A 15,521-nucleotide genomic window follows, 5' to 3' on the forward strand; every position below is an offset into this window, starting at 1 on the left:
ACGTCCGCCGGGGCAGGTCCCGCCCCCTCCGCCACCGGGACCGTCCGACCGGAACGCCCCGCGCCCCTCCGCCGGAACCCGTCCCGGCGAACCTGAGGCAGTCTCGGCGGAGTCAGCAGAGGAGCCGCCATGAGGATGCCGCGCATCGTGGAACGCGCACCGTTCGTCAGATACCTCAAGATCGTGGTGCGGTCGGTCACGTACACCATCGCCGCCGTCATGAGCTCGGCGTTCGTCGGGACGCTGAGCTCCGGGGGCTTCCTCACCGATCCCGCGTTCTGGCTCGCCGTGCTCGTCGTCCTCGTCCCCGAGGTCCTCATCCAGATCGGGCAGGGCGCCACCGCGCGAGCACGCTTCCTGCGGATGCGCAGTGCCGTGGCGATCGTGTACGACACGCACGACCGGTACGCGGGACTCGGCGTCGTCGTGACGCCCCGGCGCGTACTGATCCCCCAGCACGTCGCCACCCGGAGCCCCACGCGCGACGCCACCGACGACGCCACCCGCGGCGCCCCTCCGGTGCCGGCCGTGTTCCGGGTCGCGTTCCCCCTCGTCGAGTCGGCCGCCGGCCCGTGGGACTACCAGCGCACGGTCCGGCAGGTCGGCGGCGACGACCAGGAGGTCATCGCGGCCCTCGACGTGCCCGCCGGCGAACGCCTCCCCCGCCGGATCCTCCCCTTCCGCCTCGCGACACCCGGCACCGGCGCGGCCGTGCACGTGTTCGGCCGCCCGACCACCGGCGCCTCGTGGGACACGACCATGCTCGCCGGCCACGTCGAGCCCCGCGGCGACCGCTCCGCAATCCGCGTCGTCCTGGCCCCCGGCACGCAGGTGCCCGAGGACGCCGACTTCGTCGGCTCGCCCGTCGTCGACGACGAGAGCGGCCGCCTGCTCGGCATCCTCGACACCGCACCCGCACCCGGCGCGACGGTCCTCACCGGCCGGTCCGCCCCGAGCTTCGCCGACCTCAACGTGCCCGCGCCGCGGGCCGTGCGGCTGGTCCGGGCCGTCGTCTCCGGCGTGAACCTGTGGAGCACGCACCGCCTCGCCCGCGTCCGCGCCTGGGCCCGGCGCAACCGGCCCGGCATCGCCACCGCGGCCGTCGCGGTGCTCACCGTCGCCGTCACCCTGTGGGCCGTGTCCGCGAGCCGGCTGCTCCCGCCGTCGCTCACCCCCGGGCCGGACCGCTGCGTCGAGCTGAACGTCAGCAGTTCCACCGAGAAGGACGAGATCGTCACCGAGCTCGCCGCCGAGTTCTCGCGAGCCCGGCACTTCGGCCTCGGCTGCGTCGACGTCCGCGTCCACGGGCTCACCTCCGGAGCGACGATGGAGGCGCTCGCCGGCGACTGGGACGCTCGGGTGATCAGGGAGAACGTCGGCGCGGGCCAGTCCGTGTCGCCGCCGCGGCCGGACCTGTGGCTGCCGACGTCGTCCCTGTGGCACGGCCTGCTCGCCGACGAGCCCGCACCGGCGTTCGCCTCGCTCGGCCCGGTCACCTCGAGCGTCATGTCGGTCGCCGTCCCGGAGTCGCGGCTCGGCACGTGGCCCGAGGTGTCGTGGGCGGCGATCCACGAGAAGGCCGTCGGGGCCGACGACGACGTCCTGCTCGGCCGGGACAACCCGCTCTGGTCGACCTCGGGGCTGGCCGAGACCGTCGCCGTGTACGACGCCGCCGTCGGCGCCACCCGGGACACCCGCCGCCCGGTGACGACCGACCTGCTGCGCGACCAGCGCGTCATCGAATGGGTGCGGTCGCTCGAAGGGTCGTCGCGGAGCCACGGCGCCGAGGCGACCCTCTACCTGGAGGACCTGTACTGCGGCACGGTGCCCCCGGTCGACGCCGTCGTGATCGAGGAGCAGCTGGCCTTCCAGTACAACCGGGGCCGGCCCGCCGGGCGCCCCGCGCCCTGCTCCGACACGGACACGCCGCCCGGCGCGGGCGACCCGCTGGTCGCGCTCCAGCCCGCCGAGGGGACGGTGCGGCTGGACCATCCGTTCCTCGTGCGGGAGGGGCTGGGCGAGGACCAGCGGCGAGCCGCCGAGAAGTTCTACCGGTTCCTGACGCACCCGGACCGGCAGGACCGGTTCCGCGCCGAGGGCTTCCGGGACCGGGACGACGCGACCGCGCCGACCGGCATGTTGCGCGACGTCGTCGGCGCGGAGCCGGCACAACTCGTCGCCCCGCCCGCCACCGACGTCGTCCGGGCCATGCGCTACGGCTGGGAGGGGTTCACCAAGCGGGCCCAGGTCGTCGTCGTGGTGGACGACTCCCCCTCCATGGCCGGTGCGCCGCTGGAGGACGCCATGGCGACGACCTGCCGGATCGTCGCGCGGCTGGGCCCCGACGACGAGGTAGCGGTGTGGTCGCTCGCCGCCGCCCCCGCCGACCGCCCCGGACTCGCACCGGCCGGCGACGGCGGCGCCCGCGACCTCTGCGACCCGGACGACGCCGGCCCGGCTCCCGGGTGGCGGGACGCGCTGCCCGTGTCCGCCGGGGACGGGACCGCGCTGCTCGACGTGATCGGCGACGCCCACCGCCACCTCGGCAAGCAGGTTCCCGCGACGTCCGACGACGAGCGGGTCCAGGCCGTCATCGTGATCACGGACGGACGCGACAGCCCTGCTCCGAGCCGGGCGGCGGTGGACGAGGCGCTGGACGCCCTCGGCGCGGCCGAGCGCCCGGTCCGCGTCTACCCGATCGCGGCCGGCCACGAACCCGACCGCTGCCTGCTGGCCCGTATCGAGGACCGCACCGGGGCCCGGCCGTCCCTGGCGGCCTCGGGCGCGGGCGGGATCGAGGACCTCATGCTGGCGGTCTTCAGCAACGTCGGCGGCCTCGGCAGCCCGGGCGGCCTCCCGACGCTCCGTGACGACGGCATCGCGAGGGCGACGTCGGCCTGCGCCGACTGACCGCGCCGGGTGGACGAACGGCCGACCATGAGCTTGCTTACGCCTCGACCCCTCCGGGCGTAAGCAAGCTCATGGCCCGGCGCAGGCCAGCTCATCGCCGGTCGGGCCCGCCCCCTGGCGGCCAACCCGGCCGTCCGCCGTGCCCGGGAACCGGCCTCAGGCAGTCGACCGCCTCCGCGAGCGCCTCGGCCACGGCGTCGGCCTCCTCCTGGGTGGGGCCGGCGCCGTCGGCGAGCAGGGCGGCGCCCGCCTCCCGGGCCTCGGTGAGCTTGGCCCAGCTCCGGCGCGTCCAGTCGTCCTCGTCGAGGCCGTCGGTCTCGTCGAGGTAGAGCCGGACCGCGGTGGTGTCCGTGATCGACCGCACGAGCTCGACCTCGGCGAGGTTCGTGTTCCCCGAGGCCGCCAGGACCCGCACGGCGCCCACGGTGACCGGTTCGTCCAGGACGATCTCCTGCCAGGAGTCGGTCGACAGGGTGCCGGCGGTGGCGGCCGGCCTTGCGGACAGCCTCCACCTCGCGGGTGAACAGGACGCGGGAGGCGCGCGAGAAGGGGGTCAGGTCGACGGCGTCGGCCAGTTCCAGGACCGTGTCGAGGCCGACCTCGGTGCGTTCGCCGTCGATCCGGAAGTCGGCGAGGGTCCAGATGACGGCCGGGTAGGCGGGGTCGGTCGGCACGCCTGGTTCGTCGATCTGCAGCTTGAGGTAGCGGAACCGGGTGTCGCGGACGTCCTCGCGGACCGGCACCTGCTCGATGGCGACGTCGTCGCCGGCGTTGGGGTGCTCGGTGAGGAGGGTCCAGGTCTCGCCGTCGTCGGAGCCGTAGACGTTGGTGCCCTCGGCGCGGTTGGGGAAGGTGTCGCGGGCGAGGAAGCCGAAGGCGTCGGCCCGGACGCGGTACCCGATGCCGAAGTCCAGGACCATGCCGGGGACGCGCTGGTCGCCCCAGGTGGTCTGGTTGTCGCCGTCGGTGAGGGCGATCAGGGTCGGGGTGGACAGCGGGGAGTCGACGATCCGCGAGAAGTCCAGCGTGCCGTCGGGCAGGCGGGGGTCGAGCAGCGCGAGGCCGTCCACGGCGACGCGGAGGTCGTCGAGCAAGGCGGCGAACTCGCTCGGGTCCGCGTCCTCGATGCCGTCTCGTGCGGCGTCACGTGCGGCGGCGACGTCGGCCCAGGTGGTCGCGGTGTACGACGCCGGTTCCTGGAGCCCTTCGAGGCTCGCGTCGACGGCGGCCGCCCGGTCGGGGGCGACGGTGACGGTCACCGGCAGGGCCGCGTCGGTCTGCTCATGCGAGGCGACGACGACGAGGCGGTGCGTCCCGACGTCGTCGGCGCCGGGCGTCCAGGTGAGCGTCCCGTCCGCGGTGAGGCTCGCCGACGACGGCGCGTCCTGGAGGGCCAGCGTGACGGGTTCGCCGCCGGAGATCGGCAGCGTGCGGGCGAACTGCTCCCCGGCGACCACGACGACGGACAGCGATGCGCCGTCGTCGAGCACCGCGGGCGTGAGCGTGCCGTTGGCCTGGGCGAGGACGCCCGCGACGTCCACGTGGGCCGTCCCGCCGGTCGCACTGCCGGTCGTGCCGTCGGCCGTCCCGCCGGTCGTGCCGTCGAACGCACTACCGGCCGTCCCGCCGCCGGCGCTCAGGAACACGATGTTCGAGCCGACCGGGGACACGGGGTGCACGGCCTGGTCGATGTCGAGGGTGACGTACCGCCACTCGCCCCCGGTGTCGGGGAGGGTGACGGTGGCGTGGGTCGCGGCATCCGGCCTGGACCGGGCCTCGAGGGTCGCGGTGGCGTCGGTGCGGACCCGGAACCGTGACGGACGCGGTGACTGCGGCGGTAGTGGTGGCCGCTGTGGCCGGGGTCAGGAGCGTGGCGCTCAGGACGGCCGCGCCGAGGGCGGCGGTTGCGGTGCGCCACCGGCTGCGTTGCCGGTCACGCCGTGTGGTGATCCTCATCGATCTCCCCTCCCAGGTACGCGGCCGTCCCTCGGCCGCGCGGTGGTGCGTCACTGCGACCGGTGCACCCAGTCGGAGAACTCTGCGGTGAACGTGCCGTCGACCAGGTCGACGACACTGATCCCGACGAACGAGCCGGTGAACCGCAGCTCGCCGCCGAAGTCGTCGGACAGCTCGGACACGTCCGTCTCCGGCCCGACCTGCTCGAGCGGCCCGCCGGACGGGCCCGCCGCGAACGTGCCGGCCGCGCCGTCGGTGCGGACTCGCAGACGCACCGGCCCGACGGGCGCGGGGACGACCGCCAGGACGCGGGCGCCGTCCGGGTGCCCGTGCTCCAGGCGCACGACGCGCCGCCCGCGGCCCTGCCACTGCTGGCCCGCCTGGGGTTCGCCGTCGGGCTCGGTCCAGGTCACGTGCAGCTGGTAGTACGAGCGGGTGCCGTACCAGAGCACGAGTCCCGCCGACTGGGTGAACGTGGCCGGCTCCGCCTCGACGGTCACCGCGGCCTCGGTGCGGTGCTCGGTGAGGCGCTGGGCGAGCAGCGACTGCTGCCACAAGGACTCGGCGCCCATCCGGCCCCGCATCCGGACCCGCTCGGGGGCCGGGATCCGGACCCAGTCACCGGCCGGTTCGCGCAGCGTGGACCAGGGCCAGCCGGGCGCGCGGTCGAGTGCGCGTTCGGCGTCGTCCGGAGGTAGCGCACCGGGCGGGCCCAGGACCTCGAGCGAAGGCTGGGCGCCGAGCAGGTCCGGCAGGTCCACCTCGACCGCCGGGTGCCAGCCTCCGTGGGCCAGCCGGGGCCAGCCGTCGGTCCAGACCACGGGCTGGACGGCGGTCTCCCGCCCCAGCGGGTTGCGCGGCCCGGACGAGGTGGCCACAGGCCGTGACGCCAGGTGCACGAGGAACCATCGCCCGTCCGGCGCCCGGACGAGTTCCCCGTGCCCGGCCTTCTGCAGCGGTACGGACGGGTCGTCGCGGGTGGTCAGCATCGGGACGTCGTCGACCTCGTAGGGGCCGGTGAGCGAGCGGCTGCGCGCGACCAGGACGCCGTGCTCGACGCCGGTGCCGCCCTGGGCGAGCAGCAGGTAGAACCAGCCGTTCTCGACGGTGATCTTGGGCCCCTCGACCAGTTCGTCCCGCTGCAGCAGCAGGTGCGTCGGCCCCGTGGCGCGCAGGCCGCGCACCGTGCCGTCGTCGGCCCTGTCGGCGGCGAGCTCGGTCAGGACGATGCCGTCGAACCGGCGCCCGCCGACCCGCGAGTCGTTCTGGAGGTTGAGGAGGTAGTGCCGTCCGTCGTGGTGCAGCACGGACGGGTCGAACCCGTGCCCCGGCACCTTCACCGGCTCGGACCACGGCCCGGCCGGATCGCGGCCCGTGCACACGAAGGTCTCCAGGTCGTAGAACCGGCGCCCGACCGACCGCACGATCGAGTACACCACCCAGAACACCTCGCCGTCGTGGCTGAGAGCCGGGGCCCAGATGCCGCCGGAGTCCGGGACGCCGAGCAGCGACCGGCCCGGCACCGCGGAGTCGACGCCGCCCACGAACTCCCATCGGCCGAGGTCCCGCGACCGGTACAGCGGGATCGTCGGGAACCACTCGAACGAGCTGGTCGCGAGGTAGTACCAGTCCCCCACCCGGATCGCCGAGGGGTCCGGCGCGAAGCCGCGCACCACCGGGTTCGTCACCCTCACGCGGCACCCCCTGGGCGGTCTGCCGACGGGCGATCTGCCGACGGGCGATCGGCCATCGGGCGGTCCGTCGGCGAGCGGTCGGCCACCGGGCGCGCCGCCACCGGGCGGTCTGCCACCGGCAGCCGCAGCAGGCGGGCCGAGACCGGTGCGGGGAGCTTGACCTCGACGGCTCCACCTCCCTCGACAACGACGGCGGACGCGCCCGACCAGGCCGGGTACAGCACCTCGGCGTCACCCGTGGCGACGAGGCCAGGCAGGTACAGCCGCACGCTGTCGCCGCTCTGGCCATCGTCGGCGTCGCGGCGCCAGACCGCCAGGTACAGGTCCGCGCCGTCGCGGGCGCCCAGTGCGACCCACGGGTCGCGCCAGCCCGGGAGGCCGAGCGGCCAGACCGGGACCGACCTGGCCGCCGCCGCCCGCAGGGCGCGGTGCACCCCCAGCGCCTCCCGGACGGAAGCGCGCTGCCCGCTGTCGAGCGTGTCGATCCGACCGGCCAGGTGAACGCGGGACAGCATGGCTGTGACCAGCGAGAACGCGATCTCCTCGGCCGTCATCGTGCCGTCCACGGAGGCCCACACGCCCGCCTGCTCGGGCGGGATGGTCAGCGGCGCGGCGGCCGCGACGGGCGGCACGAGCCGGAAGTCCTGCTGGTCCGTCAGTGACTGGACCGGGAACACCGCCCCGCCGGCGGCGTCCGTCCGCGACCCGCCCGCCGCGCATCCCTCGACGACGAGACCCGGATGGCGGTCCATGACAGCGGTTACCCACGAGAGCATGGCGCGGCCGTGCTCCAGCAGTCCGTTGCCGGCGGGCTCCGTACCCCCGGCGTCCGTCCCCGGGCCGATGTCCACGTTGTAGTCGAGCTTGAGGTAGGCGAGGCCGAACTCGCCCACCAGCCGGTCCACGACCCCGTCCAGGTGAGCCCGTGCCGCAGGATGCCGCAGGTCGAGCTGGTGCCTGCCCCACTCGGTGACACGGTGGCCAACGCGCTGGAAGAACGCCTCGGGCGGCAGCTCCCGCGCGACCGGGCTACGCACCCCGACCACCTCGGGCTCGAGCCACAGCCCCGGCTTCATGCCCAGCTCCCGGATGCGGTCGATCACGGCGGCGAGCCCGCCCCCCGGGAACCGGTTGGCCGAGGGCTCCCAGGTGCCGACCGAGTCCCACCAGCCGCCGGACTCGTCGTCGTACCAGCCGGCGTCGATCACGTAGTACTCCGCGCCGAGGTCCGCCGCCGCCTCGACGAGGGGCAGGATGCGCTCGGTCGTCGGGTCCGACATCAGCCCGTTGAGGAAGTCGTTGTAGACCACCGGCAGGTGGTCGTGGTCCGGGTGCGGCCGGCGGGTGCGCCGCCGGTCCGCCGTCAGCGCGGCCGCGAGCGCCCCCACGGTCGCGTCCGTCCCTCCGGGATGACCGGGTACGACGGCGAGGCTGACGGGCACCGTGTCGAAGGTCGTGCCGGTCCCAGCACCGGCCGCGGTGCCGGTCACGGCGTCCGGCGCGGCATCGGCCGCAGGACCGGCCACGGCGTCGGCCATGGCACCGGTCGCGGCGTCGGCCTCGGCGGCCGCTGAACCGCCCGGGCTGCCGGGCCCGACGCGCCCCGCCCACTGGTGCTCCGCCGCCGTCGGGCCGGTGACCAGCAGGTAGACGTCGTCGTACCGGTCGCCGAGCTCGGCGTGCCAGGCGCCGTTCGTCTCGGCCTGCCAGGCGATCATGCGGCCGGTGCGGGCGTCCTCGACGATCCCCTGGGCGAGGTGCTCGGAGGTGGACCACGCGCCGGTGGAGGTGAGTGTCACGCGGTTCTTCGATCCGACCTGGCCGTGGCGCACCATGCCGACGTCGATCAGGCCGCGTTCGGCGAGGGTCGCCCGGTGCCAGCGGAACTCGCCGCTCCAGGGGTTGGCGGCCTCCCACACGGCCAGGTCGTTCTCCCAGCGCGCCCTGTGCCCGAGCCCGCCGAGCGCTCCGGTGGTCGCGTGGTCGAGGACCGCGGGGCGGTCGGCGGTGATCCGGGCCCGGGACCGCACGACGGGGACGCCGTCGGCCGCCTCGTAGGTGACGGTGGCGCGCAGCCCGGTCGCGTCCTCGGCGAGGTCGAGCTCCAGAAGGGTCACCTGGCCGGTCCGCCGTTCGCGGTGCCCGGTCAGGCGGAGCCGCTGGGCGGCGGCGCCGTCGACGTGCCGCTTGCCGGAGGTGCCCGACCGGCCGTCCCCGAGCACCGCGACCTCCAGGACCGGCAGCGCGGAGCGTCGCAGTCCGGGCAGGTCGGGGTGGGGTTCGCCGGTGTGCCACAGGGCGACGAGCCGCGGCGTGGTGCCGGGCCCGTGGGCGACGGCGATCCGTACGACGTCGTTTCCCCATTCGAGGTACTGCTCGTCGTCGCCCGCCAGACCGGGCAGCGTCACGGTCACGCGATCACCCCGGTCGCCGGGTCGAGGGTCCAGGTGTCGCGCCATTCCAGCTCGGCCCGGCCGTCCTGGATCCGCATCGGGAGCCAGACGGGTGCGGAGTGGAAGAGGTCGTCCTTGTTCCAGCGGTCCCCGGCGTAGACGTAGCTCGTGGTCTCGCTGCCGCGCACGGGGACGACGACGGACACCTGCGAGTCGTAGGTCGCCGATCCGGGCGGCGCGAAGTCGCGCCAGTCGCTCCACGGGCCGGCCGGGGAGGGCGCGGTGGCGTACTTGTTGTCGTTGGTGGACCAGCCGGTCAGGTCGGAGCCGAACAGGTAGTAGAGGCCGTCGGCCCTGACCATGGTGGGCGACTCGTAGCCGTGGGGGCCGGCGGGGTGGTCGCTGGGCGGGGTGAGCGTCGTGGAGACGATCTCGTCGACGGCGAGGTAGTCGGCGGAGAGCCGGTAGACGTGCAGCCCGTGCTCGCGGTCCTCGCTGAGCAGGTAGCCGGTCCCGTCGTCGTCGGCGAAGACGCCGATGTCGCGGCTGATGTTGCCGAGCGGGCGCTCGGAGCGCAGGTAGGTGTAGGGGCCCTCGGGCCGGTCCGCGGCGGCCCACCCGACGCGGGCGTAGGAGTAGTCGGCGGACTCGACGTGCAGCAGCATGACGTAGGTCCCGGCGGGGTTGCGCAGCACCTTGGGGCGTTCGATCACCCGGCCGGGCGCGAGGTCGGGGATGGCGTCGTCGACGGCGAGCGCGTGCCCGTGGGACGTCCAGGTGGCGAGGTCCGGGGACGAGTAGCAGGCCACCCCGCCGAACGTCCCGCCGTGGGTCTTGTCCTCGCCCCAGGCGTAGAAGACGCCGTCGTACTGCTGGATCCCGGCGCCGTGGAGCTGGGCGACGTCGCCGCCCTGGTCGGCGAACAGGCGGCCGGGCGCGATGGTGCCGCGCGGGGCGCGCGAGGGCACGGTCAAGAGAACCTCCGGAGGGTGGTGGGGCCGACGGCGGAGCGGGCGGGCGCCCGCGGTCATTTGAGGCTGCCGATGGTGACGCCGGAGCGCCAGTAGCGCTGCATCGCGATCATGAGCACCACCATCGGGATGGTCGAGACGAGCGACCCGGTGATGACGAGGCTGGTGAGGTCCACCGTGCTGTCGATGCCGCGCTGCAGCCAGGAGTACATGCCGAGCATCACGGGCCACTTCTCGACGCCCTTGAGGAAGACCAGCGGCCACATGAACGTGTTCCACGACGCCACGAAGTGCAGCAGGAAGATCGTCGCGCCGGCCGTGGACATCAGGCGCAGGCCCATGGAGAAGAAGATCCGGTACTCCCCCGCGCCGTCGATGCGGGCGGCCTCCATGAGCTCCGACGGCATGGCGCCCTCGGCGTAGACCTTGGCCAGGTAGACGGAGAACGACCCGAACATGCCGGGCAGGATCATCGCCCACATCGTGTCGTACAGGCCGAGCTGCACGAAGAGGATGAAGGTCGGCACGACCATCAGCGAACCCGGGATCAGGAACGACCCGATGATCAGGCCCATCGTCAGCCCGCGCCCCCGGTACCGGTACTTCGCGATGCCGTAGCCCGCCGCGAGCGCGACCAGCGTCAGGCCGAGCGAACCGAGCCCCGCGTAGACGACGGTGTTCCACAGCCAGCGGCCGAAGATCCCGTCCTGGTAGGTGAGCAGGGTGGCCAGGTTCTCCCACAGGTTGAACTCGCCGAACCAGAGCCCGCTGGTGGTGTACAGCTCCCGCCTGCTCTTGGTCGCCGCGACGAGCAGCCACCACAGCGGCCCGACGGCGTACAGCGTCAGGGCGACGAGTACCCCCAGGACGACCCAGCGGGAGGAGCCGCGGGCTTCCGCGACGGAGGAGTACTCCTCGACCCGCCGACGACGACGGCGGACGGGCTTGCGCGTGGTCTTCTCGTCGACCACGGCATCGGGCACGAGTGTCGTGTCGCTCATGGCTCTTCCCTGTTGATGAAGCGGTAGATGATCGCGGACGCGATGCCGACGACGAGGGCGAGGATGATCGACAGCGCCGTGGCGTAGTTCAGGTTGCCCACCATGAACGCCTGGTCGTAGATCATCATCGCGGGCGTGAAGTCCCGCGTGATGGTCTCGGGGGTGATCGCCCGGAACAGCAAGGGCTGGTCGAACAGCTGCAGGGTGCCGATGATCGAGAGCAGCGACGTCAGCACCAGCGACCCGCGCACGAACGGGACCTTGATGGACCACGCGATCCGCAGCTCGGACGCGCCGTCGAGGCGGGCCGCCTCGAAGACCTCGTGGGGCACGGACTGGAGCGCCCCGTAGAGGATCAGCATCGTGAATCCGAGTGCGCTCCAGATCGCGAGATTGCCCATCGACACCCAGACCATCGAGCTGGAGAAGAAGTTCACGTCGAGCCCGAAGAGCTCGAAGAACGGGGTCAGCGGCCCGACCACCGGGCTGTACTGGTAGATCCAGACCATCGTCCCGACGATGCCCGGCACCATGTAGGGCAGCAGCAGCGCGACCCGGAACCGGGCTGCGGCCCGGCGCCGCGCGGCGTCGAGCAGGAGTGCCAGGGCAAGGCTCAGCACCTGGGTCAGCGGGACCACGACCAGGGCGTACAGGAACACCCTGAGCATCCCCGCCCAGAAGGAACCGTCGGCGAAGCCGGCGACGAAGTTGTCCAGCCCGGCGAAGGTGACGGTCTCGCCGCCGAAGCCCAGGCCGCCCGTGGACTTCGTGGCGTAGACGCTCTCCCGGAGGGCCATCGCGACCGGCACGATCACGAACAGTGTGAAGCCGGCGAGGAACGGGAAGGTGAGCGAGGCGCCCTTGACGCTCTGGGCGGTTCGCCAGTTCCAGAACGGGGTACGCCCACGAGGGGAGGAGCCGCGCCTGGGCCGACTGCCGGATGGCAGGTCCCGGACCGGCGGGACCGGATCGCGCGCGACGGTGCGGTTGTCTTGTGTGTTGACGGACATCGGCGTCCTCCCCTCGTGGATCAGTGGGTCACTCGGCGACGGTGTAGGAGATGCCCTTGCTCTCCAGGTCCGAGGCGACGAACTCCTGCACGGCGGTCAGCGCCTCCGCGAGCGTGACCTTCCCTGCGACGGCCTTGCCCCACTGGTCCTGCAGCTCCGGGAACCAGGCGTCGTAGTTCGGGCCGAGCTCGAACTTGCCGATCACCTGCGCCTGGGCGGACACGATCTCGTCGGCCGCGGCCTTGTCGTCGGCGAAGAAGCCCTCGGGGACCACCTCGTCGACGTAGTCGGACGGGTCCGGGATCTGCGTGGGGAAGCTGACGGCGCCCGTCTCGGCGTTGCGGCCGGCCTCGATCGCGTCGGACGTGGTGAGCCAGTCGCCGTAGGCCGCGGCCGCCTCGGGGTGCTCGCAGCCCACGGGCACGAACGACGCGGTGGCACGCCCCGGCGTCACGGGCGCGGCCGCATCCGCGAACTGCGGGATCGGGTGCGCCGTCCAGTCACCGCCGGAGTCCGGCATGTTGGTCTGCAGGCCCGTGAGCGACCACCACTGCGTGGTCGTGGAGGCCATCTTGCCGGAGTCGAAGTACTTGTAGAGGGCGGGCCGGTCCATGTAGGTCTCGTTGGAGACCAGGTCCTCGTCGATGAGCTGCTGGACCACGTCGGCCGCGGCGAGGGTCCGCTCGTCGGTGAAGTTCACCACCCACTGGTCACCGTCGATCGCGAACCACTCGGCGCCGGCCTGCTGGGCCAGGTTCATCAGGACGCTCGGGTCCTCGCCCGCCAGGTTGGTGATGTCGACGCCGTCCTTCTTGAGCTCGCGGCCGACCTCGACGAACTCGTCCCAGGTGGTGGGGACCTCTACGCCGTACTCGTCGAACGTCTTCTGGTTCACCATGTAGAACTGGCCGTCCGCCCCGGCCGGAAGGCCGTAGTACCGGCCGTCGACCTGCGCCGAGGCGAGCGCGCCCTCGTTGTACAGGTCGGTGGAGCCCTCGACCAGCTCGGTGATGTCCTGCGCCCAGCCGCTGACGACCATCGTCGTCAGCGGCGCGAAGCCCTGGACCAGGCACGGGACGTCGGAGCCGGCCTCCATGGCGTTCTGGAAGTTGGTCTGGGTGGCGACGTTGCTGGCCTGCAGGACGTACTCGGCCTCCACCTCGTCCTGAGCCTCGTTGAACGCGTCGACGATCTGCTCGCCGGTCTCCGCGTTCCAGCCCCAGATCTCGAGGGCCACGGGGCCCGCCTGCTCCTCCGGCCCGCCGGGCTCGGCGGCCGATCCGCCGCTGGAGCAGGCGGCCAGGCTCACGGTCGCCGCCGCGGCGACTCCCGTCGTCACCCACCGGGTGCGGTTGATCCTCATCAGCTCTCTCCTTCGAGACGGCCCGTGGACGACACCCGTCACACCCTCGGACGGGAAATCGTTCTCACGAGCGCAAGGCATCCCGCCGACGGTTCGGTGGGATAGCTCTGGCATCCCGCGACAGGCTGCTCGGCCATGAGCGGCGTGGCGGGATATCGTTATCCTACACAGGCCCGGGATCATGGCAAGAGTCCGTCACCAACTCGTGACACGGCGGCCCCTCCGTTCGCTGCAAAGCACACGCCATCGGCGGGACGCAAGGCCCTGTATCCAGCCCATGGCATGCCCTCGACACGGTCAGGGACAGGGGTGACGCGCGCGGGAAAACGATCATCCAAGGTGGATCAGCGCATATCCTCGGGTCATGACGACGCAGAAGCGATATCGCGCGCCGGTCCTCGCCGACGTCGCGCGGGAGGCCCAGGTCTCGGTGCCCACGGTTTCGCGCGTCCTGAACGGGACCAAGTACGTCGCCCCCGAACTGGCCCAACGGGTCCAGCGGGCGGTCGAGAGCCTCGGCTACCGGCCGAACGGAGCCGCACGATCGATGCGCTCCGGACGGCGCACGCTGGTGTCCGTGCTCTCCGGCGGCACCGCGAACTACGGGTACGCGCGCACGCTGAAGGGCATCGAGACGGCCGCGCGCCGCGCGGGCATGTCCGTGACGATCACGGTGGTGGAGTCGAGCGACGACGACCACATCCGCCGCGCCATCGACCTCGCCCTGTCCCAACCGACCGCCGGCGCGATCGCCCTGGAGTTCGACCGGGCGGGGATCAACGCCCGGCACATGCTCCCCGAGGGGCTGCCGGTCGTCGTCGCCGGCGGCGGCTCGCGCCGCTCGGGAGGCATCCCGGCGGCGCTGATCGACGAGCGCACCGCGGCGCGCGAGGCCACCGCCTACCTGCTGCGCCTGGGGCATCGCACGGTCCATCACATCGCGGGCCCCACCGCCGGCAAGCACTCCGGCCGCACCGACGGCTGGCGCGCCGCGCTCACCGACGCCCGCATCGCCGCCCCGCCGGTCATGAACGCCGAGTGGGACGCCGCCTCCGGCTACCGGTGGGGCGAGCGCATCGCCGGCCGCGACGACGTCACCGCAGTGCTGTGCGGCAACGACGAGATCGCGATCGGCCTCATGCGCGCCCTGGCGGACCGGGGCATCCAGGTGCCCGCGGACGTGTCGGTCATCGGGTTCGACGACCAGCCCTTGGTCCACATGTGGCAGCCGTCGCTCACCACGGTCGACCAGGACTTCGAGGACCTGGGCGAACGCGCCTTCACGCTGCTCGCACGTCTCGTGGACGGGGAGCCCGCAGGGGCGGCCAGCGTCGTCGTCCCCCAGCTCGTCGTCCGCGAGTCCACGGCCCCACCCCGCGCCTGACCGGGGTGCGGTGGCGGGTGGCGGGTGGCGGGTGACGGGTGGCGGGTGGCGGGTGGCGGGCCCACGGTTCCGTGTGGTCGGGGGACCTGCGCATGGTCGGGGGTTTTCCGTGTGGTCGGTCAATCACTTGACCGACCACACGGAAAACCCCCGACCACAACCCGGCTGGCCGGAGCACACCCGCCCACGCGGGTGCGGCGCGCCGGCGGCTTCCCACGCGGTCGATCCTTTGGTGAGCGATCGGCAGTTCGAACGGCCGATCACTCACCAAAGGACCGATCTTCCGCGTAGTCGGCCATGCCATGACCGGCCATGCGCGCCACATCACCCGCGTCACCGCCCGCCGCACCGCCCACGCCGTCGAAGTACGACAGGTCTCCCAAATTCACCCACTGGGTGATAACGTTTTCTCATTCGATCGGTCCCTCCGTCCCGGCGCCGACGATGACGAAGGGACGACGAAGGTCCCACGGCGGCTCGGCGACGAGTCGCAGGAACGAACGGAGACAACGATGTCGTCCACCCCTCCCCCGCCGCGGACACCGCGGATCACCTCGCTCGCCCGGACGCCCGTGTCACGCCGCACGGTGCTCGGCGCCGCGGCGGCCGCCCCGCTGCTCGCCTGGACCGCCGGTTCGATCCCGGCCGCGGCGGTCGCCGCCCACCCGAGCATGCTGCACACCGCGGCCGGCCTCGCCCGGGCCGCCGACCGCGTGGCCGCCGGCAGCCAACCCTGGACCGGCGGCTGGGACCGCTTGGTCGCCAACGGTCGCTCGGCCGCCGACTGGAGCCCGCGCCCCGTCGAGACGATCGTCCGTGGCGGCGACGGCTCGAACTAC

9 protein-coding genes are annotated in these 15,521 nt (G+C 73.1%); 3 read left to right on the forward strand and 6 right to left on the reverse strand.

The window, feature by feature from the left end:
• Positions 1-129 precede the first annotated feature (129 nt).
• Complete coding sequence (locus ACYVK5_RS11055; RefSeq protein WP_460704822.1) at positions 130-2,910, forward strand: substrate-binding domain-containing protein; 2,781 nt, start codon at positions 130-132, stop codon at positions 2,908-2,910.
• A 2,006-nt stretch (positions 2,911-4,916) separates the two neighbouring features.
• On the opposite strand, the gene ACYVK5_RS11060 is transcribed toward ACYVK5_RS11055, so the two are convergent.
• From ACYVK5_RS11060 to ACYVK5_RS11085, 6 genes are read right to left on the reverse strand one after another with little or no spacing between them, the layout of a single operon-like run.
• Positions 4,917-6,560, reverse strand: a complete 1,644-nt coding sequence (locus ACYVK5_RS11060; protein ID WP_460704824.1) for a family 43 glycosylhydrolase — start codon at positions 6,558-6,560, stop codon at positions 4,917-4,919.
• Complete coding sequence (locus tag ACYVK5_RS11065; RefSeq protein ID WP_460704826.1) at positions 6,557-8,974, reverse strand: glycoside hydrolase family 36 protein; 2,418 nt, start codon at positions 8,972-8,974, stop codon at positions 6,557-6,559. The genes ACYVK5_RS11060 and ACYVK5_RS11065 overlap by 4 nt, the downstream gene beginning before the upstream one ends.
• Complete coding sequence (locus tag ACYVK5_RS11070) at positions 8,971-9,921, reverse strand: family 43 glycosylhydrolase (RefSeq protein ID WP_460704829.1); 951 nt, start codon at positions 9,919-9,921, stop codon at positions 8,971-8,973. Before ACYVK5_RS11070 ends, ACYVK5_RS11065 begins: the two co-directional genes overlap by 4 nt.
• A 59-nt stretch (positions 9,922-9,980) precedes the next feature.
• Complete coding sequence (locus tag ACYVK5_RS11075; protein WP_460704831.1) at positions 9,981-10,925, reverse strand: carbohydrate ABC transporter permease; 945 nt, start codon at positions 10,923-10,925, stop codon at positions 9,981-9,983.
• Positions 10,922-11,935 carry a carbohydrate ABC transporter permease gene (locus tag ACYVK5_RS11080; RefSeq protein ID WP_460704833.1) on the reverse strand — a complete coding sequence of 338 codons (1,014 nt, stop codon included), beginning with the start codon at positions 11,933-11,935 and terminating at the stop codon, positions 10,922-10,924. Before ACYVK5_RS11080 ends, ACYVK5_RS11075 begins: the two co-directional genes overlap by 4 nt.
• 28 nt (positions 11,936-11,963) lie before the next feature.
• Entirely contained in the window at positions 11,964-13,298 is a 1,335-nt protein-coding gene (locus ACYVK5_RS11085; RefSeq protein ID WP_460704835.1) for an ABC transporter substrate-binding protein, read from the reverse strand.
• Between the two features lie 364 nt (positions 13,299-13,662).
• Here ACYVK5_RS11085 and ACYVK5_RS11090 point away from each other — a divergent pair, with 364 nt between their 5' ends.
• Together ACYVK5_RS11090 and ACYVK5_RS11095 are read left to right on the forward strand one after the other, a co-directional pair.
• Positions 13,663-14,682, forward strand: coding sequence for a LacI family DNA-binding transcriptional regulator (locus tag ACYVK5_RS11090; RefSeq protein ID WP_460704837.1), 1,020 nt, complete (start codon positions 13,663-13,665; stop codon positions 14,680-14,682).
• Between the two features lie 512 nt (positions 14,683-15,194).
• On the forward strand, positions 15,195-15,521 hold a 327-nt coding region (locus ACYVK5_RS11095), incomplete at its 3' end, for a hypothetical protein (protein WP_460704839.1).

This window comes from Myceligenerans halotolerans, from assembly GCF_054782975.1.

Excerpts from the sequence above, each read along its gene's own strand:
- ACYVK5_RS11055 (WP_460704822.1), top strand. The coding sequence starts at position 130 with ATGAGGATGCCGCGCATCGTGGAACGCGCACCGTTCGTCAGATACCTC.
- ACYVK5_RS11075 (WP_460704831.1), bottom strand. The coding sequence starts at position 10,925 with ATGAGCGACACGACACTCGTGCCCGATGCCGTGGTCGACGAGAAGACC.
- ACYVK5_RS11080 (WP_460704833.1), bottom strand. The coding sequence starts at position 11,935 with ATGTCCGTCAACACACAAGACAACCGCACCGTCGCGCGCGATCCGGTC.
- ACYVK5_RS11085 (WP_460704835.1), bottom strand. The coding sequence starts at position 13,298 with ATGAGGATCAACCGCACCCGGTGGGTGACGACGGGAGTCGCCGCGGCG.
- ACYVK5_RS11090 (WP_460704837.1), top strand. The coding sequence starts at position 13,663 with ATGACGACGCAGAAGCGATATCGCGCGCCGGTCCTCGCCGACGTCGCG.